This window comes from Rheinheimera sp. A13L (assembly GCF_000217935.1).
Classification (GTDB): Bacteria; Pseudomonadota; Gammaproteobacteria; order Enterobacterales; family Alteromonadaceae; genus Pararheinheimera.
The window spans coordinates 39,551-65,698 of record NZ_AFHI01000019.1 but is presented as its reverse complement, the minus strand read 5'-3'; the positions used below and the strand labels follow the sequence as shown (position 1 = coordinate 65,698).

The window sequence follows — 26,148 nt, the reverse complement described above, 5'->3', positions numbered from 1 at the left end:
CGTTAGGGCAATCAGCAACAAGTGCTAATACAATCCCGCCCTTCTGCTTTAGCACGATACAAAGCCGTATCAGCCGCACATAACATCGCAAAGGGAGTACGGAACTGGCCATTGATTTCACTGGCAAAACCCTGACTGACGCTGACAGATACATCCTCTGGCAAACCTTGCTCGCAGAAACTTAACTGACGCACATAATGCTGCACTCTTAAGGCTACAGCTTTGGCCATAGCTTCGTCGTGATAAGGCAGAATAAGTGCAAATTCTTCACCACCATAACGGGCCGCTAAACCCTGACCACGGGGAACCGCCAATGAAATTGCTGCGGCAATACGGCGTAAACATTCATCTCCCTGAATATGGCCGTATTGATCATTAAACTGTTTAAAATAATCCACATCAACAATCAGCACACTAACAGGGCTTTGTGTTTTACTGCATTCATCCCAGTATTTCTGCAACATCTCATCAAAATGGCGTCTATTGGCAAGCGCAGTTAAAGGGTCGGTGCAGGCCAGCATATGCAACTTATAGCATTCAGCTTTATGAGAAGTCAGATCACGCATCACAATCACCAGCAGCGGATCATCTGAAGGTAAATAGGTCATCGACAATTCGATATCTTTTACATAACCATTAGCGCAAATAATGGCCATTTCAGCCAGGTTATGCTGCTGTGACAATAAACCACGACGGCCCATATCCACCATGTTCTTATAACTCAGCTGATAACGTTTGACTAAAAAGTCAGGCCAGCAGTGACCACGTAATGCCCCTTGGGTATGGCCCAAAAACTGAGCAGCTTTATTATTGATGCAAACAATCTTGCCACTGGAATTGACCACTAACACAGCTTCAGACAAATACTCAATCAAAGCAGGTAAAGATTCAAGGTGAGGCACCGCATAACCACCAGCACCAGAAAAATCGATCCGGCTTATATCGTTGCGGTTATAAAGCGAAGGGTTCAGTTCAGCTGAACTAGTATTGGCTTCACTCACCGGTGCAGAGGTTAAATATAATCTTTTAGGTTGTGTTGAACCTGTCATAGGTCTGTGCTCCATTAGCCCTTGTACCGACGCATTACTGCGTTTACTGAGCATGACTTTAGAACTTATGGAAAAAACAAACCTTCCGGCAACCTTCCGATTTAAGTGATTGAATTTAAATAAAATAAAAATGATAAATAAACTAAAAAAGCCCCGATTGGGGCTTTTAAACGAAGAGTTACCCTCTGCTATAGATGCTAACCTCCAAAGTAGATTCAGTATTTAGAATCGCATAACTAAAGGCTGTATTAATACTTAGGTGGTTTGATGTCTTTATTGATTACTTGCGGATCTGGACTTAGTAACAGCAGGCTATTGGTAGTATTAGTAAAAATTAACTGGAACTTAGTTGTACCCTGTACATTATCTTCATCGACAAGTATCAGTTCCTGACCATCAGCAGATACCTGCACTGAGTCAATAATATTGTCATAAGGGGTTAAAAAGCCTGCGCCCATAAAAGCATAACCAGCAGAATTGACCAGTCTGTAGGTAATATCTTCGCCACAAGTCACCACTACATTACCAGTGCAAACTTCACCTTCCTGCAGATAAGTGACTTTAGGTTCCTGATTGGTATCCAGTGTGATCATGACTTCAATAACCGGGCCCTGATTTAAGTTTGTTGCGTTCATAACTTTTCCTTGGTTTGGGTTTAATAACGAGAATTAAAAAATAGTAAGTACGATAGCCGATCTCTGTAAAAGTTGTTGCAGCTCAGGGTGTTGCTCAAGTTCATTTAGACAACTTAAAGCTCTGGCATAAGGTTGAATATAATGAGGCGTTTTATCTTTCAGCTGTAAGGGTTCCAATAAACTTTTTGCCCTGACGCAAGATTGTTGACTTTTATCGTGCAGGAGCTGTCTTTCATAATGAATAGCCTGTAGTAACTCCATTTCGGCTAAGAAAACCTTTAAATGCTTATCTTCAGGGGTCACAGAGAATAATTCCCTATAAAATAGTAACGCCTGCCTAGTAAGATCTTCACTTTCTTTCCACTTTCCAATCCCTTGATAATAACGCGAAGACTCAACCAGCCATCGACCATAGCCACTACGGTACTGCGCTTCACTAATAAACTCTTTATTCTCGTCGTCCAGTTCTAATTTTAGCAACTCGGGTCTGTAGCTAACACGTACATCCTTTAAGCCAACATTTATACGCATTAATTGAGTCTTAATGTGGAACAACTCTATTCGCCAAACTTTGTTCGCCGGATCTTGACTCAAAGCTTGCTCTAATAAATTTTGTGCTTGGTATAGCTTAGTAAATGCCTGCTTGACTAGTCCTTGATGCTGATAAATAGAAGCTAATATGGAGTAGCTACTGAATACTTTTTCAAGGAGATAAGCATCTGCTTTAAGATTCTTGCCCAGCCTTTCGAACTCGCCCTGAATTTGTTGGTGTACCGCTATAGCTTTAGGAGCATCCCCTCTAGCTGCAGCAGCACTAGCCAACCAAGAGCGGGTATCTGCTATATCAGCAATTAAGGCAGTGTTAGCTGGGTCTTTAGCTTTTGCTAATAATTTAAGATTGAGCGATTCATCAAAAAAAGCTGTAGCTTGCTCAAACTCTTGCAAATTCATAGCTAAAGAGCCTAACGAATTAGTAGCGTAGGATAGCTCCATTAACGCATCGACACTGTCTGGCGCTATTTTGTACATAGCCTGGCTATAGCTGTAATACAGCTCAAATTCTGGTTTAACGGCCAACCAGTTTTTGGCATCGTAATGAATTTGCCCCAACCAAAAGGCATTAGCGCCTAAGGTTTTTAGCAGTTCTAAATTATCTGGCTGCTCGCTAAGTACTGGTGCCAGTTTTTCTCTGGCTGCTAATAAAGCAGTTTTGGCTTCATCAATTTTGTCACGTGAATAAGCCACTTCACCCATAGCTTCCAGCGTTTGGCCATGCTGTAAACGGGCCTGGGTGCTTAGGTATTGGTCTTGTTCTGCATCAGAAAAATCGCTGAAATACTCCAGTGCTTTATTGCTGATACCGTCGAGTAAATCCATCCGGCCTATGCTGCGTAACTTGTCGGCAAAATCACCCACCATAAAACCTAATAAACTTTCGGCTGCTAATCGTTTTTGCTGTGCTTGTTTTTCCGCTTCAAAACTTCTGAAGCTCATTAATACTGCAGTAAAAGTCAGTACACAGAGTAAAGCAAAGGTGAAGCGCCTGCTGGTGCGTACTAATTTGGATCTTTTGCCTGAAGCCAAAATAAAAGCTTGTTCATTGGCATCTAAAGTAAAAAAGCCATTTTGTGCCAACTGCTGGGCTTCAGCTAAAGGTTTGCCGTCGGCCAATAAATAAGCGCTGTGTTTATCTTCGGCCAGCCAGCGTTTGGTTAAATGCTGCAGGCGGCTTTTTACACTTAAACTTTGATGATGTTCTGCTATCCAGGCTGTGGCTCGTGGCCAGCGTCTTAATAAAGCTTCGTGCGCTATGCTAAAACAAGGCACAGCATTTTGCAGGTGGGAGACAAATAAACGATGCTCCACCATGGCTTGTACCAAAAAGCGCTCAGCATCATTTTGTAATTGTTGCCAGAGTGCAGTGCGGCTGGTGATGGACTGTTCGTCTTCACGTAAAGTCACCAGTAAAGATAAAACCCTGGGTAAACTGTCTTTTTCTGCTGTGCTTAACATGGCTATAGCCTGCTCGGCATTTTTACCTATAGCGCCTTCAATACCGCCTAAGTTTTTATAGACAGAAAACAACAGCTGGTTGCTATCGCTGCGCTGTAAATACAATTCCTGCAAGGTGTATTGCAGCATAGGTAAAGCATCGGGGTTACTGGCGGCTTCGCTGCACAACAACTCATCCAGCGGCACTGCTGTGTTTGGGTCTAAGTCCCAGCTTAAATTGGCGGCAATGGCGGGTAAGCGGATCATTTGTAAAAGTTCAGCTCTGCCGGGCGGTGCTAAGTCAAAATGCGCGCCACGGGCTTTGCCTGCCATCAAACTGGGATAGGTGACCAGTAAAGGATAAAACTCGTTACGACAGGCACTTAACACCACCACAGAACCTGAAGTAGCCAGTTGTTCCATCCGGTCGATAAACAGCAGCCGCTCTTCTTCACTAAACAGCGGCGAGGATAACAGCACTTCAAGCCGGTCGATAAAAATGGCAAAACGGGATTTGCTTTCATTTTGGCTGTGATTTTGGTTTTGTAGCGCCTTTTTACAGCTTTGCAGCACCCAGTCCATCTGATGTTGTAATTTGTCTGCGAGCTGTTCGGCACTGCAGCCGTCAAATACCGGCTGGTCCGCCACCTCCCAGTCGAGCAAAGCACTGCCGAGCTGCATCAATAATTGGCCTGGTGTCAGATCGGCTAAATCCAGACTGCTGTACGACTCCACCTTGACGCCATGGTAGCCACTGTTTTGCATCAGATTTGGCATCACGCCAGCGTTGATTAACGAGGATTTACCACTGCCGCTTGGACCTAAGACTAAGCAAAAAGCTCTGCCGTACTGCACTTGCTGCGCAACACGTTCCAATAAGGTATCAATCTGGCTGCCTCGACCAAAAAACACTTTGGCATAACGCGCATCGTAAGCCTGTAAACCCGGAAAAGGCGAACTCCCCTGCCAGCTTTGTGGTGTGGCGCTTTCTTCCTGCCCCAGCGGAAAAGTCACCTGAGCCAGGGTGCGGTAACCGCGTTTACGGATGGTTTCAATATAAGAAGGAGAGGTAGCGCTGTCGCCAAGGGCTTTACGAATTTGGGTGATAATTTTATGCAGTGGGTTATCGCCCACTTCGGTCTGAGGCCAGCAGGTGCTGACAATCTCATCACTGCTTAGTACTTCTCCGGCCTTTTGACACAGTAGCACCAGCACATCCATAGCTTTAGGTTCAAGCTGGATCAGCTGTTTGCCAAGCCTCAGCGTATTGGCACTGGGATCCACCTGCCACTCGCCAAAAAAGAAAGTACCGCTCATAACCAGAACCGGAAGTTAACTATATGTTTAATATATAGTTGTGAGGGGCATTATGAAAGCACTGATTTTTTACCCGCCGCTGTTGAAGCCGCAGCGGCGTTGACTGCACATCCAATTTAGGTATGTGGACCCCGCGCGGGCGACCATAAAGGGCGCCCCTACAATCCATGATCCCCGCCCGTCTTGAATTACACCCAATAAAAAAATCGTCTGGAACGATTTTTCACTCACATCGTCCTTGATGTTCGCCTACGGCAGCTAAAGCTGTGAAAACAGCTGTCCTGCTGTTTTTTAACAGCGGAGCGGAGCGACTATGGCCCGGAGGGCGAAGCCGGTTTCAGCATTGCCAACAGTTTGGCAATGCCCGGATGAGCGCCAGTGGCTCTGACCGCTGGCCGGAATATTTTGCAGCCCATAAAAAAAGGCACCCAAGGTGCCTTTTTTGACTGATGCCTGAAATTACTTGGCGCCCAGTACTGCGAAACGTTTTTTGAAGCGGTCAACACGGCCGCCTACGTCTAACACTTTCTGCTTACCAGTATAGAATGGGTGGCAAGCTGAGCAAACGTCCAAGTGGATGTCTTTGCACAGTGTAGAGTGAGTTTTGAAAGCATTACCGCAAGTACAAGTTGCAGTGATCTCTTTGTATTCCGGGTGGATACTTGGTTTCATGGGTTACCTCGTTAGGCCGTATCGCTATCTGATCAACTTTTGTCAGACACCATACGCAATTTCAGTTAAATTAGGGCGCGTAGTTTAATTGGTAAGGCTCAAAGTTTCAACAAATTGACCAATTTATTTTTAATGGCTTTGTCTGTGCTGGGCCATTACACTAATTGATTGATAAAACAGGTGGATTTTGGCTGTGATGGTAATTCGGGTGGCGTTGCCCATTCCTCTTCGGGTGCATTTTGATTACCTTTGTGATGAGCAGGTAAGCCCAGGTTGTCGTGTTTTAGTACCTTTTGGCAAACGCGAGCTGATAGGTATTGTCTGGCAACTGAACCCAACCGACAGTTACGACGCAGCTCAATTAAAAGCTGTGACCGAAGTATTGGATCAAACTCCGGTATTAGCAGCCCCTATTCGCCAGTTACTCAGTTTTGCCGCAGATTACTACCATCATCCTTTAGGCGATGTTTTGACCAGTGCCCTGCCCGCTTTATTACGTGATGGTAAAAATGCCGATCCGGTCAAAGGCCATAGCTATAGCCTGACCGAAGCAGGTCTGCATTTAACCGAACAGCAGTTTAAGGCAGCAAAAAAACGTTTGGCTTTGTGGCAGCAGCTGCAACAACCTCAAACCGAAAGCCAGTTGCTGGAGCATTTTCAGCGCAAAGAGCTGCAGTATTTTGTTGAACAAGGTTGGGCTCAAGTCACGCCACTCTTATACGGCCCTTATCAAACGGCGGATGAACAACAGAAATCCTTACCACTGAATCCAGCTCAGGCGTTGGCAGTGACTGCAGTACAGCAGGCTTTAGGCAGTTTTAGCTGTTTTTTACTGGAAGGGGTCACAGGTTCCGGCAAAACTGAAGTCTATTTACAGGCGATAAGCCCTGTGGTGAAAAAAGCTGGTCAGGTGCTGGTGTTAGTGCCGGAAATTGGTTTAACACCACAAACTTTAGCCCGTTTTGAACAACGTTTTGGCGTGCCTGTTGGCGTCTGGCATTCCAATATGACAGATCTGGAGCGTTTTACTGTCTGGCAACGCTGCCAAACCGGTGATTTAGCTATAGTGATTGGCACCCGCTCTGCGTTGTTTTTACCTTTCCTTAAGCTTGATTTGCTGATTATTGATGAAGAACACGACAACTCCTTTAAACAGCAGGACGGTTTTCGCTATCACGCCCGCGATTTAGCCATTAAACGTGCCTCTATTCAGGGCTGCCCTATTTTATTAGGCTCAGCGACGCCGAGCTTAGAGAGCCTTGCCAATGTGCAGCAAGGCCGTTTCACTCATCTGGAGTTGCCCGACCGCGCCGCTGGCCAGTTAATGCCGACTGTCGAGCTGGTGGATTTAAAGCAGCAGCAAATGTTACATGGCATGGCAGGTTTAACCCGGCAGCGTATCGAACAACATTTAAAACTAGGCCAGCAGGTGCTGCTGTTTTTAAATCGTCGTGGTTTTGCGCCAGCTCTTATTTGTCATGAATGTGGCTGGATGACCGAATGCCACAGATGCAGTGCTTTTACCACCTTTCATAAACAAAGCCGCCAGCTGGTGTGCCACCACTGTGGTGCGACCAAAGGGGTGCCGCATCAATGTGGCGGTTGTGGCAGTACTCAGTTGGCACCTGTAGGTCAGGGCACTGAACAGCTGGAAGAGCAGCTGCAACAACTTTTCCCAACTCATACCGTCACCCGGCTGGACAGAGACAGCATCAGACGCAAAGGCAGTTTGCAAAAAGCCTTGGATCAGATATTACAGGGCGAACCCCAGCTTATTTTAGGCACTCAGATGCTGGCCAAAGGCCATCATTTCCCAAATGTTGGCCTGGTGGTGATTATTGATGTCGACTCTGCTTTATACAGCAATGATTTCAGAGCACCTGAACAGTTAGCTCAGTTGTTAACCCAAGTCTCAGGTCGTGCCGGACGAGGCTCACAGCCTGGCAAAGTACTGCTGCAGACTCATTATCCGGGCCATGCGCTGCTGCAGGATGTGATCCAAAACGGTTACGCCTCTTTTGCCCGCAGTGCATTAAAAGAGCGACAACAAACCTTTTTACCACCTTTTATGTTTCTGGCGTTATTCAGAGTGGAGGCCCATCAACTGGAACTCTGTAAAGAATGGCTGCAAAAAGTAGCGGAACATTATAAAAACTGGCCACAAGTGCAGTTGTTGGGGCCGTTGGCTTGCCCTATGGAACGTAAGGCGGGCAAATACCGCTGGCAAATTCAGCTTTTTGCCAAAGACAGAAAACAATTACACCAAAGTCTGGACTCTGTATTGACCGAAATCAGCCGTTGGTCGCTAAGCCGCAAGGTGAAATGGCAGTTGGATGTAGACCCACAAGACCTGAATTAAACATTTCTTTTTAACAAAACTGCAGTAGAATGCGGACATCAGGCCAGTTGTCCTTAGTTGTGAAGATGCCACAAAAAGATTATGTCAAAGCAGGTCGGGCCGCGCCCAGACCCAGAAAAAACACCAAAACAGTGAAACCTTTCCCCTGGCCATTAGTGATAACGGTCGGTGTTTTAGTCATTGGTTTTATTTGGTTTTTATACCATTTATCGCAAAAAACTCCGGTAGCAGATCCAGTCACTCCGGCGATCACCAGCAAAAAAGACGATTTGCCACCTAAGCCTGCGAAAGAGCCTTACCAGTATATTGAAGAGCTGGAAAACAAGGAAATTCAGGTGACAGTGGAAGAACTGGAAGCCAAAGGGCCGTTTTTAATGTTTTGTGGTACTTACCGTGCCAACGAAACGGCTCAGCAAATGAAAGCCAAAGTGGCCTTTGCTGGTTACCCTTCGGAAGTACGACGTATAGAAGGCAAAAACGGCGTATTTTTTCGGGTTACTTTAGGGCCTTACAGCAGCAAACGTCAGGCGGAAAGTGACAGAAGTCGTTTACTACGCCAAAAAGTGGCTGACTGCCGTATCGCCACACTCTGATCCTCCTCTTAGCCCTTTCTGCTCAAAGCAACAGCTTTCCACAGAAAGGGCATTGAAAATCTGCATATCCACCCTTATCTCCTTGGTAATTCGTTTTCCTCAGCCAAAAAGGGCTTCTGATGACCACTATTGTTTCTGTACGCCGCAACGGCCATGTTGCCATTGCAGGTGACGGCCAGGTATCGCTTGGCAATACTGTGATGAAGGGCAATGCCCGCAAAGTTCGCCGTTTATATCATGGCAAAGTGCTGGCAGGTTTTGCCGGAGGCACGGCCGACGCTTTTACTTTATTTGAACGCTTTGAAGCCAAACTCGAGATGCATCAGGGCCATTTAATGCGTGCAGCTGTTGAATTAGCCAAAGACTGGCGCACCGACCGCATGTTACGCAAGCTCGAAGCTTTATTAGCAGTGGCTGATGCCAATTGTTCGCTGATCATCACAGGCAATGGTGATGTGATCCAGCCGGAACATGATTTGATTGCCATTGGCAGCGGTGGCCCTTTTGCCCAGGCGGCTGCCACTGCACTTCTGGCCAACACTGATTTAAGCGCCCGCGAAATTGCAGAAAAAAGTTTAACCATAGCTGGTGATATTTGTGTGTATACCAATCATCACCAGACCATTGAAGAATTGTAAGGGTAATTTGAATGTCTGATATGACTCCAAGAGAAATAGTCCACGAACTGGATCGCCATATTATTGGTCAGGCCAATGCTAAACGTGCAGTAGCCATAGCGCTGCGCAACAGATGGCGCCGTATGCAGCTGGACCCGGCTTTACGTCAGGAAATCACGCCAAAAAACATTCTGATGATAGGCCCAACTGGTGTAGGTAAAACTGAAATCGCCCGTCGTCTGGCTAAATTAGCCAATGCGCCTTTTATTAAAGTAGAAGCCACCAAGTTCACTGAAGTGGGTTATGTCGGTAAAGAAGTGGAAAGTATTATCCGAGATTTAACCGACAGCGCTGTGAAAATGTTCCGTGAGCAGGAAGTGGCGAAAAACAAATTCCGCGCTGAAGAAGCAGCAGAAGAACGTATTCTGGATGCGTTGTTGCCACCGGCCCGTGATGCCTGGGGTAAAGCTGAAACCAGCGAATCAGACAGCGGCACCCGCCAGACTTTCCGTAAAAAGTTACGTGAAGGCCAGTTGGATGATAAAGAAATTGAAATCGATCTGGCAGCCCCTGTGATGGGTGTGGAAATTATGGCGCCACCCGGTATGGAAGAAATGACATCCCAGCTGCAGTCTATGTTCCAGAATCTGGGTTCAGACAAGAAAAAAAGCCGTAAGCTGAAAATTAAAGATGCCTTTAAACAGCTGGTGGAAGAAGAAGCCGCCCGTCTGGTGAATCCGGAAGAGCTGAAACTAAAAGCGCTGGAAGCGGTAGAACAAACCGGTATTGTCTTTATTGATGAAATCGACAAAATTTGTAAGCGCGGCGAAACCAGTGGGCCTGATGTTTCGCGTGAAGGTGTGCAACGGGATTTGCTGCCATTAATCGAAGGCTGCACTGTCACCACTAAACATGGCATGGTAAAAACCGACCATATTCTGTTTATTGCCAGTGGCGCCTTTCAGATGGCAAAACCATCAGATTTAGTGCCAGAGTTGCAAGGCCGTTTGCCAATCAGGGTTGAGCTGGATGCGTTATCAGCCAATGATTTTGAGCGTATTCTGACCGAGCCTAAAGCTTCGCTGACCGAACAAAGTGTGGCTATGCTGGCGACTGAAGGTGTGCAAATACGTTTTGCCGAAGATGGCATTCAGCGTATTGCCAACGCGGCCTGGCAGGTCAATGAACGCACTGAAAATATAGGCGCCCGTCGCTTATACACTGTGATGGAAAAATTACTGGAAGATCTTTCTTTTGATGCCGCCGATCATGGTGGTCAACAAATTTTGATCGATGCAGCTTATGTGGATTCGCATCTGGACGCTTTAGTACAGGACGAAGACTTAAGCCGCTTTATTTTATAACCTGATAGTTGACTCAAGGTGGACCCGATGACAGCACAGACTTCAGCTTCTTTTACAGCTGCAAAAACCTCGTTGGTGTCTGTGCTGCATTACCATCGCTTCAGCAAAGTTCTGGACGTTAAATTTTCAGACAGCCAGAGCTGTAGTTTTAGCGCTGAATTTTTACGGGTGTTTTCGCCTTCGGCTGAAGTGCGTGGTCATGGCAAACCCCAACTGGTCAGCCATAAAAAAGACGTAGCGATCAGCCAGATCGTGCCTGTCGGTTTATACGCGGTGAAACTGGTATTTGACGATGGACACCAGACAGGTTTGTATAGCTGGGCTTATCTGGCAAAACTGGCGGCTGAGCAGGATGAACTCTGGAAGGATTATTTGCTACGCTTAAAACAGGCTAACAGCAACCGCGACAGCCAACTGAGTATTAAACAGATTTCTTGAGCCCAGGAGACTACCCAAACGAAAGTTCATGTGAACCCGCCAAGCTTGAGGACTCACACTCACATTGTTCATCAATGCTGTTGCGCATCTCACTCAATTGCTGCATACGCTCTGGGTACATCGACTGAAGAAATGACTCAGGCAAATAGAAACTGTTATTCACAAAAACAAAAGCCACTTGCTGTTGAGCAGCTTTGTCCATCAGGTCTTTTTCTGATCCAAAAAGCCCTGTATACATAAAAATTTTACCCTGCTCGTCAACTATCGCCAGTCGCTCACGCTCAGATAATTGCAGTTTACGCGAACATTGAACACTCACACATTTCAACATAGTGATGCAAATCCTTGCTGCAATTGAACCGCATAACTATAAGCAAAACTACGCTATAAAACGAGAAACTGCTGCCAAAAATCTGCAACTACTTTGATTTACAACAAATTTGGCCCCGCCAGCCAGATATAGCTAGCCTGATAAAAAAATTCTCTGATTACTGGAGCAGTTTTATTACTTTATGGATATCGCTGCAGCATTTACGGGTGGTAAGCATAGGTTGAAGCAGCTGTATCACAATTAGGATCAGCTATTTCACTCAGACTTGAGTTGGCAGCTTAGGTATTTTGATCATACGAGGATAAGGTTAATCTGGTTACAGCTGGTCGGCTCGCATCACGCGGTTGCGGCCGGCTTTTTTGGCTTTATACAGCGCTTCGTCTGCGGCACCATAAGCAATACTGAAACTCGCGCCTGCCGGTGTCCAGCTTACACCAAAGCTTGCAGTGATTTGCCTCGGTTGAGGTAAGGAGAAATCCCAGCCTGCAATTTCAGCGCGAATGTGCTCTGCAATGGTAAATGCCTGAGTGTAATCGCTGTCTTGCAGCAACACGGTAAATTCCTCACCTCCAACCCGCCCTACCAGGCCACTTTCGGGTAAGCAACGCTCCACCGCTTCTACGACGCCACAAATTACTTTGTCACCCACCAAATGGCCAAAACTATCGTTTACCTGTTTGAAAAAATCTATATCGAGCACAATGATTGCAAGCCCCTGGCTGCGGATAATCTGATTTGCCTTTGCTATAACTGCACCTCTGTTCAGTGCATTGGTCAGTGCATCGTGGGTGGCACGGTATTCCAGTTCACTTGCCAGCTCATTTAGCCTGTTATTAAGCTGATTCATTTCAAATTCTTCGCGGTCACTGCGGCGGATTAAACGGCTGGTCTCACGCAGTAACCGTTCATAGCAGTTAATCAACTCGCCAAGTGCTTCGCGGTACTGGGCAGAGGATGCTGTGTCGCTTTCAAAAGTTGAGCGAGCCGCGGCAAGCGCAAGATTTTCCTGGTCAAACAAATCGGGATTAGGCTGAGACATAATACTGCATCAGTCTTGTCAGACGGCGTGGTTGATAAAGGTGATGTCAGTGAAATCGTCGCTGAGTTCCTGACCAAACTCCAGCATGGTATCGTCTTCTTCATCGTGATACCAATTCACCGTAATTTTATTACCAGCACGTTGTGCATCATTCAGCGCTTCAAAAATATTAAACAACATCTTGGTACTGGAACTGTTGAAATAAGCCAGAGCAATATCCATGCTAATACTAGTATCGGTACAAAGCGCTAAGTAATCACGCAGGGATTTGATGATGTCGCCGTAAAATGCTGCTGCATTCTCCGGATAAGACTCGCCGCGAACACTAAGGTGGTGTTGCGCAAAATCGAAGTTCACTTCTGGCGAACTTGGGGTGGCGGCTATATATAAATTTTCCATCAACAATTTTCTCTCCATCGATTCAGTTTATAGCTTAATTCTTTCAGATAGAGGCTTTGAGGTAGAACATAGCCACATCTGGGCGTTGTTCCATAGGCCAAAACTCAAACTCCAGCGGTTCACGTGAATCACGTGCCATCGTCAGAAAACCCAAACCTGCTCCCTTACTACCTTCGTGAGCTTCAGCGCGCAGTGACTCCTTATAGGCTTGCTTGATCTCATCCATCGTCATGCCCCGCAATGCCTCTAAGCGCTGGCGCAGGTCTTCAGCAACATCAGTGCTAATAGGGTTGGCACAGAGTAAGTTGTATTGTCCGGCATTTTCACTAATGCAGACCGAACCATGACGTATTTCATGGTTAACTTGCTCTGCGGGCGTTAAGGCATCCGCAGAATAATGAATAATGTTCTGAGCCATTTCGACAAAGGATGAAAACAATTTACGCCGGGTCGGGCCGTTTACACCGCTGACTTCCAGTTTAAGTTTTACTGCATCGGCCATGGCAGCAACAATATTCTGCGAGAAGTAACCAACATAATAAAAAATCACGTGATGCTTGCGGGCAATTTCACAAAACGCCAGCTGATCATTAACGAACAAAGGTGTAGTCATTAAGATTCCTGTACACGAAAGCAGAAAAAAGTTAAATCATCACGACGCTGCTGCTGTCCTTGCCATTCGCCAAAAGTATCAAGCATGATCTGGTTAATGGTGCAGCTGGGTTGATGGCGGTTTGCCAGCAAGACCTCCCGAATACGACGTTTGCCAAAGGCGATCGCCTTTGGGCCGCCAATCTGATCAATCAGACCATCAGTGGTCACAAATACCAGGCTGCCTGCCCTGAGCTGCACTAAGCGATTCGTCCAGTTAAAATCCATATCACTGTCAACATAGCCCACCCCCTTGCGGTCGCCGTCTATCATTTCCACCCCCTCTTCACCGGGGTGGAGCACAAACAGAATGGATTTGGCACCAGCAAACAATAAGGTCCGCTCGGCGGTGTTAAACCAAAAGAAAGCCGCATCCATGCCATCATCTGATCCCGGCGTAGCATCCTGATCATTGATCTGGCCAAGCATTTGTTTAATGCCGCGGTTGACCTGACCTAGCAATTGCGACGGGTTATCCGCCCCCAGTTGCTCAATGGCTTGGCCCAGGCTACTGCTGGCAATCAGCGTCATAAATGCGCCAGGGACACCATGACCTGTGCAATCGGCCACAGCACCAAACCAGCCACCCTTTTGCGAAGCAAAGTGGTAAAAATCACCGCCGACTATGTCGCGTGGTTCCCATACCAAGTCGGAATCCGGCAACACATTTTGCAGTGCCTCGCTTGAGGTGCGTAACATAGAGCGCTGAATAACACTAGCATATTCAATACTATGGGTTACTTGACGGTTGCGCGCAGCTTGAATGTCCGCAACAATACGCATCAGTTGCAAGCCATGGCCAACGCCAGCCAGCTTACCCTCCCGGGTAATGATAAAACCATCGGCCAGCGCTTTTTCGCCGAACTCTACGGCTTTGAAAGTAAGGCTCTCAATATCCATTCCCGCATCAACAACCAGAGGATCTTTATCCATAAAAGCAATACAGCTTTTACGGCCATAGAGTTCCTTGTGATAAGCTTTGCTCATCTGCGATAAAAAAATACTGCGGCTAATAAGTCCAATAGGCCGATCGTCTTCAGTGACAGGCAAACTGGTCAGGTCACGGTGTTTGCTAAATACCTCTAATACCCTTTCATTGAGATCGTCTGCAGTAACCCAAGGGGTTTCCACACACAGATCCAGCGCACTGGGCTGCTGAACGACTGCTCTAAAACTCATTGGCGGAAGCGGCGACATTTGCATAGTGGTCATCGTCAGTTATGGCTGAATTATTGAGTTACAGTGATTTAAAACAATATGTAAATCACTCATCTTTATGGGCAAAATGCTATGCCATTGCAATTACGTGTGTATTACAGAAATACTGGTTTTTTATGACGCTGTGGAACGACCAAACTACTTAATCATCTGGTTCTATGACACAACATAAAACTGAGTTGACTTATGCTATTGGGGCTGACACTTATAACTATGCTCAATAGCAGAATTTAAAAGGTGTCGATCCATCTTTAAGACCGAGACACAGTTCAGACAAATTAAGTTTGCGTGTGCATTTACCACCGACAACTTAAACCTGTTATTGAAAATCCCCGTAGCAATTGAGCTGCATAACTATAAACAACAAAGCTACTTTCAAAGAGAAGCTTCTGCTAAAACCTATAACTATTTAGATTTATCGCAAATTTGTGTCCACGGCTCAGGCATAGCAAGACCAAAGCCCTGACCATATTCAACGCCAAATTCTTTGAGCAAAATACAGGTTTCGTTGTCACTGACAAATTCAGCAATAGCCTCTTTTTTCATGCTATGGACTATATCTGTCATGGCTTTTACTAAAGCCGCGTCAGAGCTGTCACACTTCATATTTCTGACAAAAGACCCGTCAATCTTGACGTAATCCACGTCTAAGGTTTTCAGGGAACCAAAAGAAGACATACCCACGCCAAAATCGTCCAGCGAAAAACGACAACCGAGTTGGCGTAGCTCTCGGATAAACTTCTGAGCATGAGCCAGGTTTGTAATAGCTGCAGTTTCTGTTATTTCAAAACACAATTTAGAACCTGGTACATTGCTGGCTTTTAGTTGAGCCACCAACCAGGGCAAAAAACTCAAATCGCACAATGACACCGCAGAGATATTAATGGCGCATTTATCCAGCTCGGTTAAATACTCCGGGTGATGTTCCAGTTCACTTAAGACCTTAGTGATCACCCATTGGTCTATTTCCCGCATCATGCCCTGACGCTCAGCGAGTGGAATAAATACTCCAGGGGAAATGTCCTCCCCCGTATCGCCTTTGAGTCGCAACAAAATCTCGATATGGATTTGTCCTGTTTTAGCCAGCGGGATTATAGGCTGTGCGTAAAGAGTAAACTCGTCATTCACCAGAGCTCGACGAACCACATTCATAAAGTAGCGTTCTTGTTCAATATGGTTAAATTCCGGCGTTCTGTCGTCCACAATAAAATACTGATTTCTGCCTGCATTTTTAGCAATGTAGCAGCCTGCATCTGCGGCCTTCATCATATCAATCGGATCTCTGTGATAACCATCGCTCAGCTCAAGTACGCCTATACTGGCACCAACAATGAACACCTGATCATTCCAACGGAACCTGAAATCAGCAATGAGTTTGAGAAGTCGATCCAATACGATTTTTACCTGGGGTAGAGTCTTATTTCTGATCACCAGACAAAACTCGTCTCCTCCGACTCGAGCCAGTACATCATTTCGCTTTAAGCAACTGGACAATAATTGAGCAACCTTTTGCAGCAATTCATCTCCCGCCACATGGCCGCAGCTATCGTTCACTTGCTTAAACCTGTCCATATCGATGTAGCATAAAAATGACCTGGATTGTTCACCAACTAAACGCTGCAATTCATGACTAAAGGCATAGCGGTTTAATAGTCCGGTTAATTGATCATGATGTGCCTGGAATACAATTTTTTGTTGCAGCTCTTGCTCTTTCGATACATCGTGCAAGGTTAATGCAACACCTTTTTCGGTACGCACCAATTGAATCTTTAGCCAACTTACTGGACTCATACGCTCATGCGTCTGAATGATATCGCTGAAGGGTTCGCCATGCTGATACACCTTCAGACTAAGCTCTTCAAGTTGCGGATAGCCAATATGATGACTAAAGGTTGTCAGACTGGTGTGCGAAGGAATAGGGTGTATTTGATAAAACAGCTCTGCTGCGACTTTATTAAGGCTAATCACAGTAAATCTGGGCCTGGTTACAATGGTCGTAGCAACAAAAAGCAAGACGCCGTCTAAAGAAGCGTCGGCTGCAGATTGATAAAAAGACTGCAGCTCCTTGATATGTAGTTCACGTCGAAGCCACCCCGACAGTATCAGGTACACAGCTATAGATAATAAAAAGCCGGTTAGTGCAATAAGGGAGGGCTGACGATACGTATCTTCGTAACTTTGGGTTTGTAAACGCCAGTCTCGTTTAGCGAAGCTGCTATGGATCTCTGCGTAAGGGTATCTGTTTTTGATCTTACCCAAGGAGAGAATTTGGAAATTCCCATCCATGACATCCAGACTAATTTGCCGTTCTTCAAAATCACTGGTTAATGCATAGAGCACAGCTCTGTTGTCGATCAAGGCCGTCAGATACCAGGCCAGTTTATCATTGATATAGACGGGCATACTCAGTGCTACATAGTGCTCTGAGCGTAACGTGATCACGACAGAGTGAAACTCATGAGTAAAATCAAATGTACTGTTCAATAAATTCTGCAAGGGTGTAGCGATCAAGCTTCGGTTGTCTTGCTGGATAGACCATGTGATCTGAGCTTGAGCATCAGACAGGATTATATCTTCAAAGCCAGGTAGCATCCTGCTGATATCTTTTGCTCTGACATTAAACCAATCTACCGGATTCGCTAATCCGGTTGGCCAGTTCTCTGCAAGGCTACGAAGAGCTCTCGAACGGTCTGCAGACAGTATCTCCAGTGAAGTGCCTAGTTGCTGAGCCAGATTGCTAGAGCGTAATTTGCTTTTATTAAATTCTTGCTGATAGGAATAAGCGGCAATAATCAGGGTCGTACTGAGAATGACAAGAGCGCTGGCGAGTGGTAAATAGTCCAAAAACTTTCGCATACATAGACCCCCGACAATACAGCCGCAAGCATACGACACATTTATGGCAGAATTATTGCTCCATGGTCAGATAAGAAAAAGAGGAGCTAAAGAGCTCCTCAAAGACAAGGACTAAAACTGCTGGATCAACAGGGAAAGAATCAACATACCTCATGTCTGCCTAAACAAATTCAAACCGCTTACACAAACATAATAAATTCCTGAAAAACTCAACAAGGTATTTTGTTTTACTTGCTACGGAGCTGGCAGTGCAGACCAGATGCGCAAAAGCTGCATCTGGTCTTTGCAAACGATGAATTAATACTACGCGGTAAACCACAGCATGTTAGCAGGCTAAAGTTTTAAGCCTTAAATTTATCCACAGTTTGATGCAACATACTGGCCTGATTGGCAACTTCTTCACTGATTTGGGCATTGTGTTTGGAAATATTTAACGAGTCTTCAGAAATATCCCGAATACGCACTACATTTTTATTCACATCAGCAGCCACTAAACTTTGCTCTTCCACTGCAGTGGCAATTTGGGTAGTCATATCCATAATCTGAGCCACGTCGTTGGTGATTTGTCTTAACAACTCTATGGTCGAGCCTGCCTGACTGGCACTTTCTTTGCCTTGAGTCTGGCAGTTTTGCATCACAGCCACAATGTTTTTGGTGCGTTGCTGTAGACCTGAAATGATTTTCTCAATCTGGCCTGTTGATTCCTGAGTACGCTGCGCCAGGCTACGAACTTCATCCGCCACAACGGCAAACCCCCTACCTTGTTCGCCAGCACGCGCCGCTTCAATAGCTGCATTGAGCGCCAACAAATTGGTTTGTTCAGCTATACCCCGGATCACATCCAGCACAGAGCCTATAGTAGCGCTGTCTTGCTCCAGTTCTGTCAGAACCACTGAAGCTTGCTGCAGTTCCTGGGATAAACCATTAATACGTTTAACGGTTTGCTCTACCTCTTTTAAACCTGACATGGCGTTGGCGTTGGTGTCTTGTGCTTTAGACGCAGTGTTTTCGGTATTGACCGCTATTTCATCGACAGTAGCGCCCATTTCCGTCACAGCGGTAGCCACCATATCGCTTTCCATTTGCTGCTGTGCCATACCTTTACTGGTTTCCGAGGTGGATTTTGCCAGTTCATGTGTGGCAACATCCAACATTTCCAACGCTTGGTTGACGTTACGTACCAGCCCCTGCACATCAGACAACATATGATTAAAATCTTTAGCTAGAGTGGTCATTTCATCCTGACCCTCTTCGTCCACCCGTAAACGGAAGTCGTTGTCTCTGCGAACTAAAGCTATGGTCGCGCAGACCTTTTGTATAGGTTGCAGAATGCTGTTACTGGTCATCAGCACTAAAGCTATCACCAGAACCAGTACCAGGACAAACAAGCTGATGGCCAGAGTTTCACTGGACGAACTGGCTTGCTGTACTGCAGCTTCAGCTTCTTTTGACATAGATTCCAGGCTGTCTTCAGTCTGATGAATAGCAGCACGCATTTGTCCCATCAGCCCCTGGTCATGGGCCAAACCAATTTTTTGCTCCCCTTCCACTAATTGCACAAAAGCTACACCATAAGCATCTGCCAATTGCTGCAATTGCGACACCAAAGCAGGGTCTGAAATATTTTGCTGAATTTGTGCACGAAAACCTGCGAGCCCTTTGTTAAAAGCTGTTAAGTACTTCAAATCTTTTCGCAGCATAAAGTCTTTTTCATCACGACGCAGTTGTAATAACTGAGCTGTTAATTGCCAGTCACTGATGTCTTTAAAAGCCTGGCCTAACGCATGAGCTTTTGAACGGAACTCGCCATATAAACCGGATTCAGGGTCTAAACCCACCTCAACCGAAAGTTGCACCAGTTGATTAAACAACTGCTGATAGGTTTGAGTGAACTCACTAAAAGACTTCAAGGCGGTGGTGTCTATACCTTCGGCTGCCAGGCCATCTGTCAGCACTTTGACTTTATTGTTCAGTTCAGTTGAAGACTGATTAAATTTTTGCTGATATTCGATATCAGAGCGCAGTAAAAAGTCCTTTTCATCACGACGTAATTGCAGTACAGCTGGCTTGAGGTTTTCAACCTCAAGCCGTAACTCTGATAAAGAATTAAGCTGGTTGCTTTGGAACAATAACAACCCCAACATAATTAACATCGACACAGCGACTGTCACTGCATTCAGCAACAAACGCTGACGTATTGAAAACTGACGTAAAAAGGCCATTTGAGCTACTCCACAAACAAAGGCAAGGCTATCCAACGGACTGAATCGACGAAGGATTAGTCGGAACTCGTTAATTATAGAGAAGCAAACTGAGAGAGTGATACTTTAGTCGAATGAAATATGAAATATTTAGTAAAACGTGCAAAATTAATGCAAAATTTGCTGTGCAATCACGCTACTGGACACACCCAAAGAAGAACCTGCCAGAATATCCAGTGGAAAGTGTACCCCTAACAGTATACGTGACAAACCAATTAAGCCTGCCCAGCTAAAAGCCAACCAGGCCCACTGTGGATAAAAACACAACAAAGCACTGGCAACAACAAAAGCCGCAGCTGTATGACCAGAAGGTAAGCTGAATTTATCTGAGGCTTCAATATGGGCCTGCATCATTCCCGCCATTAACTGATAAGGGCGTTGACGGCGAATCGAGTTTTTCAGCAACAGATACAAAGGCAGTTCGATCGCAAAGCTGAGCAGTAGCAACTCGGTAAAGGCACTGGCATGGGTCAGTTCTAACGCAAACAGCAACGCAACTAACAACAGGTATAAAGGGCCGTCACCGGTTTTAGAACACCAGAAACTAAATTGATAGATACGTTTTCGTTCACTTTTGCTAAAAAGCGCAAGAAAACAGCGCTGGTCCCACAAGCCGAGCTTTTGTAACCACATAAGCCACCCGTCGTTTTACCCTGACTCTTGTAGCTTAAAGAGGCTTAGTGACAAAAACATGACAACCAATAAATGGTCAGGACAAGGTACAGCCATTCAACAAAGCCAAAGCTTCAGCTTCAGGCAAAGGTTTAGCCAGTAAGTAGCCCTGAATCGCATCACAGGCTAAAGTACGAAGTAACTGCAACTGGGTTTCAGTTTCAACCCCTTCCGCCAGAATACGCTTGCCTAAGCCATGAGCCAGAGTAATCATGGTTTTAACTATCATCATATCGGAATCATTCGCGGCCATATCGGTGACAAAGCTACGGTCAATTTTGATTTTGTCGATTGGCATTTTTCGTAAATAACCTAAAGACGAATAACCAGTACCGAAGTCATCAATAGAAACACGGATACCCATTTGCTGTAACTCATTGATGTAGTTAGAGCCTTTTTCCATATCACTCATGGCCGTATTTTCTGTGATCTCAAGTTCCAGTACAGCTGGTGAAACCTGATACTTCAACAGTAACTGCTGAATTCGCCCTTTTAAGCCATCCACCTGAAAATGCACGGGTGACATATTTACAGCGATGGGAATATGAATACCTTGTTTTTTCCATTCGGCTAAAGTGCCGACCGCTTTCTCCAGCAGCAACAAATCCAGCTCTTTACTTAATCCGACTTGCTCAACTAAAGGTAAAAACTGGCCCGGCATCAGCAAACCTTTTTGCGGATGCTCCCAGCGCACTAAAGCCTCAAAAGCCTCAATTTTTTGCTCACGAAGGTCCCATTGGGGCTGGAAATAAAACACAAATTGATCTTGTTCCAGAGCCAGTAGCAAGTCTTTTTCTAAATTCAGCAAACGGGCTGATTCTTCTTCCATGCCTGGCTGATAAAAGGTACAGCGTTGCTGCAGACGCTTACAGTGGTGAAAAGCAATATTGGCTTTCTGCAATACCTGATCGGCTTCCACAGCATGCTGTGGTGCATTGGCTAACCCTATACTGGCCGTTAATTTGATCAAGCCGTTGTCTGTGGTAAAGGGCTTTTCAATCAGTTGCTCCAGATGCTGTAACGCAAACAGCTTTTGTCGGTCTGTACTGCAATCTTCCAGTACCAACGCAAAAATATCGCCACCTGTGCGGGCTATCAGCCGGGGCTTCACAATAGAGGATTCAAAACGCCGGTTGACTTCACGTAAAATACGGTCGCCTTGTTTTAAACCAACAGACTCATTCACCACCTTAAAGCTATCCAGACCAATCATCAGCAAGGTCAATGGCGTATCTGCCTGCAACAATAATTCTAACTCCCGCAACAAAGCGTCCCGGTTTAAAGCTCCGGTTAAAGGGTCATGACTATCCAGATACTGGGTTTTGGCCGTTAATTCGCGGTTCGTGCTGCGCTCATCTTCCTGTAACCAAATGATCAGGCCTAAGCCTAAGATCACCTGGATCAGTAGTTCCAGATGTTTGAAATACATAGCAACCTGATGGTAGTCGACTTCAGCATTCTGCCAGGCTATAGCGCTGCCACTGGTCAAAAAAAGCAAGCCCCAGGCCAACATCGCACTGGCAACCACTTTGGTGGCAAAAATAAGTTTAGTTAAACTCCATAACCAAAATCCTGCCACACACAAAGCAGCACCAATCAAAAATAGCCGCATATAAAGCTGCAGGTAGACCAGCCAATCCTGGGCCTGAGGGAAAACCAGAAACGGGACTACAGAAAAAAATGAAATACCTGTCACCAGCAACAACAGCTGATTCACTGTTCTTGCGGCCAGTCGTTGTTGTTTTACCGCTTCAAAAACCCCAACCAGGATCCAAACGGCGAAGCCATAACAAAAACAGATTAATAAAAATTTAACCATCTGCCCCAACCAGACAGCGGCAAATACAGGTCGCCAGAACACATCCACCAGGACTAAAGCTGCGTAGGCAGTAAAACAACAGAAAGCTATAGCCCAGGATTTCAGGTAGTTGCGTTGATACACCCTGAAAAAATACCAAAGTAAAGCAGAGAGGGTGATTGCAAACCCTATTTGCGTCAGGTGTAACAAGGTACGGGCTAACAGCTCTGAACTCAAAGGCAGGATCCTGATTAAACAACTTTAATTAAATTAGCAAAGTCACCTTAGCACTGGCAACACAGAGTCACAATCAAGGTGTAGAAGAATAGTGAAATGAACAATTAACCTTGCTGTGCTAAAAGGTTCTTGCGATAAAACAGCGAGCGAATCTAAAGAATTGAATTTGTATTAAAGCCACGTAGTTACATAAGCATAGACGAACTATGGTATTGGGCGAATGAGCGCAATTCACGACCTTGCAGCTTCAGATGAGACGGGTTAATAACCAAAGCAACTGGAGTTGCAAGTAAGCGACAGACGAGTGAGCCCCCATGAACATAGATAAACTCTGTGATTGGGGCGAATGAGCGCAGTCAACGACCTTGCAGCTTCAGGTGAGACGGGTTCATACCCTAAGCAGATGAAGTTGCAACGAGGCGACAGACGAGTGAGTCCCCATGAGCATAGACAAACTATGTGATTGGGGCGATTGAGGGCTGTCAACGACCTTGCAGCTTCAGGTGAGACGGGTATACTGTGTTTTTGATCAAAGACTTAACCTTTGGAGCACAACATGGAATATAACACTTCGGAATTATGTGACCTTTATGCAGACATGATCGATGTGGTTGAGCCCATTTTCGCCAACTACGGTGGTCGTCGTTCTTTTGGTGGCACAATCCAGACGATTAAATGCTTTGAAGACAACGGTTTAATTCGTCAGGCTTTAGCTGAACCTGGCGTCGGTAAAGTGTTATTGGTTGACGGTGGTGGTTCAGCCCGTCGTGCTTTGATCGATGGCGAGTTAGCATCTCTGGCTGCAACTAACGGTTGGGAAGGTATTGTTTGTTACGGCAGTGTGCGTGATGTTGATACGCTGGAAGATTTTGATATTGGCATTCAGGCAGTCAACGCTATTCCTGTAGGTGCTGATGATCGTGGTTTTGGTGAACACGAAATTCCTGTTAATTTTGGTGGTGTGACTTTTTTACCTGGTGATCATCTGTATGCAGACAATACAGGTATTATTTTGTCACCCGAGCCTTTAGATCTGGAATAACAGATGAGTGATGCTGTCATTCGCTATCAGGCCGCCGCTTTGGCGGCCTTTCAACAACAACGTGAAGGTGAAACCCGTTTAGGTCAGGCTTTGCGTTATCCGGATCCCGGCTTGCCTTTAGCTGAAGCTTTGGCTACTGCAAAGCAGCAAGGCTGTGCTTTTGTGTTATTGGGTGTGCCTGAAGATATAGGGCCACGCGCTAACCTGGGTCAGGGCGGCTCCGAGCTTGGCTGGCAGGCTTTTGTCCGTAAGTTTATTAATTTACAACAAAACGATTTTTTAGACGGCTCACAAATATTGATGCTGGGTGAGCTGAACTGCGCCGACTTGCAACAGCAAAGCCAAAATGCCGATATCGCGACCTTACGTACCCTCTGCGCAGACATTGATTTACGTTTAGAACCCGTGCTGCTGGCCATCTTCAATGCGGGTTTAACGCCCATTGTTATAGGTGGGGGTCATAATAACAGTCTGCCGTTATTAGCCGCTTTAGCCAAAAGTGAACAACAGGCCGTCAATTGCATTAACCTTGATCCTCATGCGGATTTTCGTTTACTCGAAGGACGCCACAGCGGTAATGGTTTTAGTTATGCCAAAGCTGCGGGTCATTTAGAGGGTTATCTGGTCATGGGTTTGCACGAGTTGAAAAACTCAGCGAGCTCTTTAGCGCAAATTAAATCGGCTGGCGTGGATGTGCTGAGTTATCAGCAACTCTTTGTGCGGGAACAGGCAACATGGCCAGAGCTGCTGAAACTCTGGTTAAGTCAACGCGATCCGCAGCAGGTCTTTGGTATAGAGCTGGATACAGACGCCATTACCGGTATGCCCGTCAGTGCTTACAACAGCTGCGGTGTGTCAGTGCAACAAGCTGAACATTTTGTTTATCTGCTGGCAAGCCAAGCTCAAAGCCGTTATTTACATCTGGCTGAAGCAGCTCCGGCTCAGCATCCGGCAGGTTTAGCCGCAGGTATGAATGATGCAGGCCAGATCTTAACTGCTTTAGTCTGTGCTTTCCTATTCGGAAAACAAAACTAATACGTCGCTTTGCTATAACTCCACTGTTTTACCCAGTCAGGGAAAGCGTCCAATGCAAAGGGTTTGGCATATAAAAAGCCCTGCCCTCTGGCACAACCCATAGCAATCAGTTTTTGCTCCACTTCAGGTTGTTCTATACCCTCGGCTACCACCATAAAATTCATATTTTTTGCCATATCAATAATGGCGCCGGTAATAGCGGTATGGGTATCGGAGCGGTGCAAATCAAAAATAAAGGAGCAATCCACTTTCACCTGACTGATAGGTAATTCCCGCAAATAGGCCAAAGAGGAGAATCCGGTTCCAAAATCGTCCAGTGCCAGCTCGACACCAAGCTGTGCCAGATGGTTGAGCATCCGCATCGCTTTGTCAGGTTCTGCCACTAAAGCACTTTCTTTTAATTCCAGCACCAGTTGCGAAGGCTTCACCTTATATCGTTTAAGCAAGAGCTCTAAACTGTCCACCAGCTCATCCTGCAATAAATCTTTACTGGATATATTCACCGCTATTTTGCAATGGATCTCTTGCTGCGCCAGTTCAGCCAAAGTCATCACCGCCTTTTCCAATACCCACTGAGTCAGCGGATAAATCACGCCCATTTGTTCGGCCAGTTCTAAAAACTCAGCTGGACCTAACAAACCACGGCGTGGATGATGCCAGCGTACCAAAACTTCACCAGCTACGACCTGGCGTGAACTTAAAGCAATTTGTGGCTGGATATGCAGTTTCAGTTGCTGCTGACTAATGGCATGCCGCAGCTCGGCCATTAAGCCCAGTTTTTCATTGTTGTAACTGATCAGATCCGGATGGAAAACTTGCGAGCTGGTCTGGGTCCATTGCCGGTTTTGCATGGCAAGATGAGCGCGGTCAATCAAATCAGATAACAATTCCCCATGTTGTGGATAATGTGCAATACCACTTTTGAGCTGGTATTCCACGGCACAGCCATGAATAAGTAAAGCTTCAGGGACCTTATGTTCCAGTCGGCGGGCAATTTGCTCAGCTGCATGTTGACGGGTGCTGGCATCCACCCACAATACAAAATCCACTCCGCCTAAATGTGCAACTTTGCTGCTTTGTTTACCTTCTTGTTCCAGTACCAGCAGCTCCTGATCCTGTTGCACTGCTGCATTAATACGCTGCGCTATCTGCAACAACACTAAATTGGCATTCTGATGACCCAGAGCCTGATTCACCCGTTCAAAGTTCTGAATTTTTAATAACAATAACGAGGCTTTCTGATTGGAATGGCTGCGACACCAAAGCTCAAACTGCTGTTGTAACTGCAATTTATTCGGCAAACCACTGGTATCATCATGCAAAGATAAAAAGGACAGGTCTTGGGGTTTAGCTTCTTCTTCCACGGGTTGTTGCCGGGCCAGACGTTTTTTCAGCACCAGCACCCAGCCAGCTAACAGCAGGACCAAGGCGGCTAACAACAGCACTATATACAACAAAGGCTGGCCAGCCAGACTCTGGGCCAAAGCAGGGGCAGAGCTGGTCAGCAATACAACAGATAAAACAGACCTGAAAGGTAACAACACAGCTAACACTCAAAAGATCAGATAAGATC

At 45.9% G+C, this 26,148-nt stretch carries 21 protein-coding genes; 7 read left to right on the top strand and 14 right to left on the bottom strand.

What is annotated here, in order from left to right; all coding sequences use genetic code 11:
* Nucleotides 1-11: 11 nt before the first annotated feature.
* The 4 genes from RHEIN_RS11695 to rpmE all read right to left on the bottom strand — a co-directional run bounded on the left by RHEIN_RS11695 (nt 12) and on the right by rpmE (nt 5,665).
* The gene (locus RHEIN_RS11695) at nt 12-1,049 is read right to left on the bottom strand and encodes a sensor domain-containing diguanylate cyclase (protein ID WP_008899182.1); all 1,038 of its coding nucleotides are present in this window, start codon (nt 1,047-1,049) and stop codon (nt 12-14) included.
* 248 nt (nt 1,050-1,297) lie between these two features.
* Nucleotides 1,298-1,684, bottom strand: coding sequence for a DP-EP family protein (locus RHEIN_RS11690; RefSeq protein ID WP_008899181.1), 387 nt, complete (start codon nt 1,682-1,684; stop codon nt 1,298-1,300).
* 33 nt (nt 1,685-1,717) lie between these two features.
* Nucleotides 1,718-4,993 carry an nSTAND1 domain-containing NTPase gene (locus RHEIN_RS11685; protein ID WP_008899180.1) on the bottom strand — a complete coding sequence of 1,092 codons (3,276 nt, stop codon included), beginning with the start codon at nt 4,991-4,993 and terminating at the stop codon, nt 1,718-1,720.
* Between the two features lie 459 nt (nt 4,994-5,452).
* Nucleotides 5,453-5,665, bottom strand: coding sequence for a 50S ribosomal protein L31 (gene rpmE / locus RHEIN_RS20705; protein ID WP_008899179.1), 213 nt, complete (start codon nt 5,663-5,665; stop codon nt 5,453-5,455).
* A 196-nt stretch (nt 5,666-5,861) separates the two neighbouring features.
* Here rpmE and priA point away from each other — a divergent pair, with 196 nt between their 5' ends.
* The 5 genes from priA to RHEIN_RS11655 all read left to right on the top strand — a co-directional run bounded on the left by priA (nt 5,862) and on the right by RHEIN_RS11655 (nt 11,036).
* Nucleotides 5,862-8,024 (top strand): primosomal protein N', encoded by a 2,163-nt coding sequence (gene priA, locus RHEIN_RS11675; RefSeq protein ID WP_008899178.1) that lies wholly within the window; start codon nt 5,862-5,864, stop codon nt 8,022-8,024.
* Between the two features lie 29 nt (nt 8,025-8,053).
* Entirely contained in the window at nt 8,054-8,617 is a 564-nt protein-coding gene (locus RHEIN_RS11670; RefSeq protein ID WP_008899177.1) for an SPOR domain-containing protein, read from the top strand.
* 119 nt (nt 8,618-8,736) lie between these two features.
* Nucleotides 8,737-9,255, top strand: coding sequence for an ATP-dependent protease subunit HslV (hslV, locus tag RHEIN_RS11665; protein WP_008899176.1), 519 nt, complete (start codon nt 8,737-8,739; stop codon nt 9,253-9,255).
* Between the two features lie 11 nt (nt 9,256-9,266).
* A complete protein-coding gene (hslU, locus tag RHEIN_RS11660) occupies nt 9,267-10,598 on the top strand; it encodes an HslU--HslV peptidase ATPase subunit (protein WP_008899175.1) in 1,332 nt (443 codons plus the stop codon).
* Between the two features lie 27 nt (nt 10,599-10,625).
* Nucleotides 10,626-11,036 carry a gamma-butyrobetaine hydroxylase-like domain-containing protein gene (locus RHEIN_RS11655; RefSeq protein WP_008899174.1) on the top strand — a complete coding sequence of 137 codons (411 nt, stop codon included), beginning with the start codon at nt 10,626-10,628 and terminating at the stop codon, nt 11,034-11,036.
* A gap of 10 nt (nt 11,037-11,046) precedes the next feature.
* Here the strand turns inward: RHEIN_RS11655 and RHEIN_RS11650 are convergent, their stop codons facing one another.
* From RHEIN_RS11650 to RHEIN_RS11610, 9 genes are all read right to left on the bottom strand, one after another.
* Nucleotides 11,047-11,367 (bottom strand): hypothetical protein, encoded by a 321-nt coding sequence (locus tag RHEIN_RS11650; protein ID WP_008899173.1) that lies wholly within the window; start codon nt 11,365-11,367, stop codon nt 11,047-11,049.
* Nucleotides 11,368-11,683: 316 nt separating this feature from the next.
* Nucleotides 11,684-12,406, bottom strand: a complete 723-nt coding sequence (locus RHEIN_RS11645) for a GGDEF domain-containing protein (protein WP_008899172.1) — start codon at nt 12,404-12,406, stop codon at nt 11,684-11,686.
* Between the two features lie 18 nt (nt 12,407-12,424).
* On the bottom strand, nt 12,425-12,805 hold the full coding sequence (locus RHEIN_RS11640) for a DUF1987 domain-containing protein (RefSeq protein ID WP_008899171.1): 381 nt from the start codon (nt 12,803-12,805) through the stop codon (nt 12,425-12,427).
* Nucleotides 12,806-12,848: 43 nt separating this feature from the next.
* Nucleotides 12,849-13,418 carry a SiaB family protein kinase gene (locus tag RHEIN_RS11635; protein ID WP_008899170.1) on the bottom strand — a complete coding sequence of 190 codons (570 nt, stop codon included), beginning with the start codon at nt 13,416-13,418 and terminating at the stop codon, nt 12,849-12,851.
* Nucleotides 13,418-14,587, bottom strand: coding sequence for a SpoIIE family protein phosphatase (locus RHEIN_RS11630; protein ID WP_202797817.1), 1,170 nt, complete (start codon nt 14,585-14,587; stop codon nt 13,418-13,420). Before RHEIN_RS11630 ends, RHEIN_RS11635 begins: the two co-directional genes overlap by 1 nt.
* A 492-nt stretch (nt 14,588-15,079) precedes the next feature.
* Nucleotides 15,080-17,530 (bottom strand): putative bifunctional diguanylate cyclase/phosphodiesterase, encoded by a 2,451-nt coding sequence (locus RHEIN_RS20440; RefSeq protein WP_008899168.1) that lies wholly within the window; start codon nt 17,528-17,530, stop codon nt 15,080-15,082.
* A gap of 341 nt (nt 17,531-17,871) precedes the next feature.
* Entirely contained in the window at nt 17,872-19,752 is a 1,881-nt protein-coding gene (locus RHEIN_RS11620; protein WP_008899167.1) for a methyl-accepting chemotaxis protein, read from the bottom strand.
* A 147-nt stretch (nt 19,753-19,899) separates the two neighbouring features.
* Nucleotides 19,900-20,424: a phosphatase PAP2 family protein gene (locus RHEIN_RS11615; RefSeq protein ID WP_008899166.1), complete on the bottom strand. Its 525-nt coding sequence runs from the start codon at nt 20,422-20,424 to the stop codon at nt 19,900-19,902.
* Between the two features lie 76 nt (nt 20,425-20,500).
* Nucleotides 20,501-22,498 carry a putative bifunctional diguanylate cyclase/phosphodiesterase gene (locus tag RHEIN_RS11610; protein ID WP_008899165.1) on the bottom strand — a complete coding sequence of 666 codons (1,998 nt, stop codon included), beginning with the start codon at nt 22,496-22,498 and terminating at the stop codon, nt 20,501-20,503.
* Nucleotides 22,499-23,054: 556 nt separating this feature from the next.
* Here RHEIN_RS11610 and rraA point away from each other — a divergent pair.
* Together rraA and RHEIN_RS11600 are read left to right on the top strand one after the other, a co-directional pair.
* Nucleotides 23,055-23,540 carry a ribonuclease E activity regulator RraA gene (rraA, locus tag RHEIN_RS11605; RefSeq protein ID WP_008899164.1) on the top strand — a complete coding sequence of 162 codons (486 nt, stop codon included), beginning with the start codon at nt 23,055-23,057 and terminating at the stop codon, nt 23,538-23,540.
* Between the two features lie 3 nt (nt 23,541-23,543).
* Nucleotides 23,544-24,575: a formimidoylglutamase gene (locus RHEIN_RS11600; RefSeq protein WP_008899163.1), complete on the top strand. Its 1,032-nt coding sequence runs from the start codon at nt 23,544-23,546 to the stop codon at nt 24,573-24,575.
* Here the strand turns inward: RHEIN_RS11600 and RHEIN_RS11595 are convergent.
* Entirely contained in the window at nt 24,572-26,128 is a 1,557-nt protein-coding gene (locus RHEIN_RS11595; protein WP_237704360.1) for a putative bifunctional diguanylate cyclase/phosphodiesterase, read from the bottom strand. The two genes, RHEIN_RS11600 and RHEIN_RS11595, sit on opposite strands and share 4 nt — an antisense overlap.
* Nucleotides 26,129-26,148 lie beyond the last annotated feature (20 nt).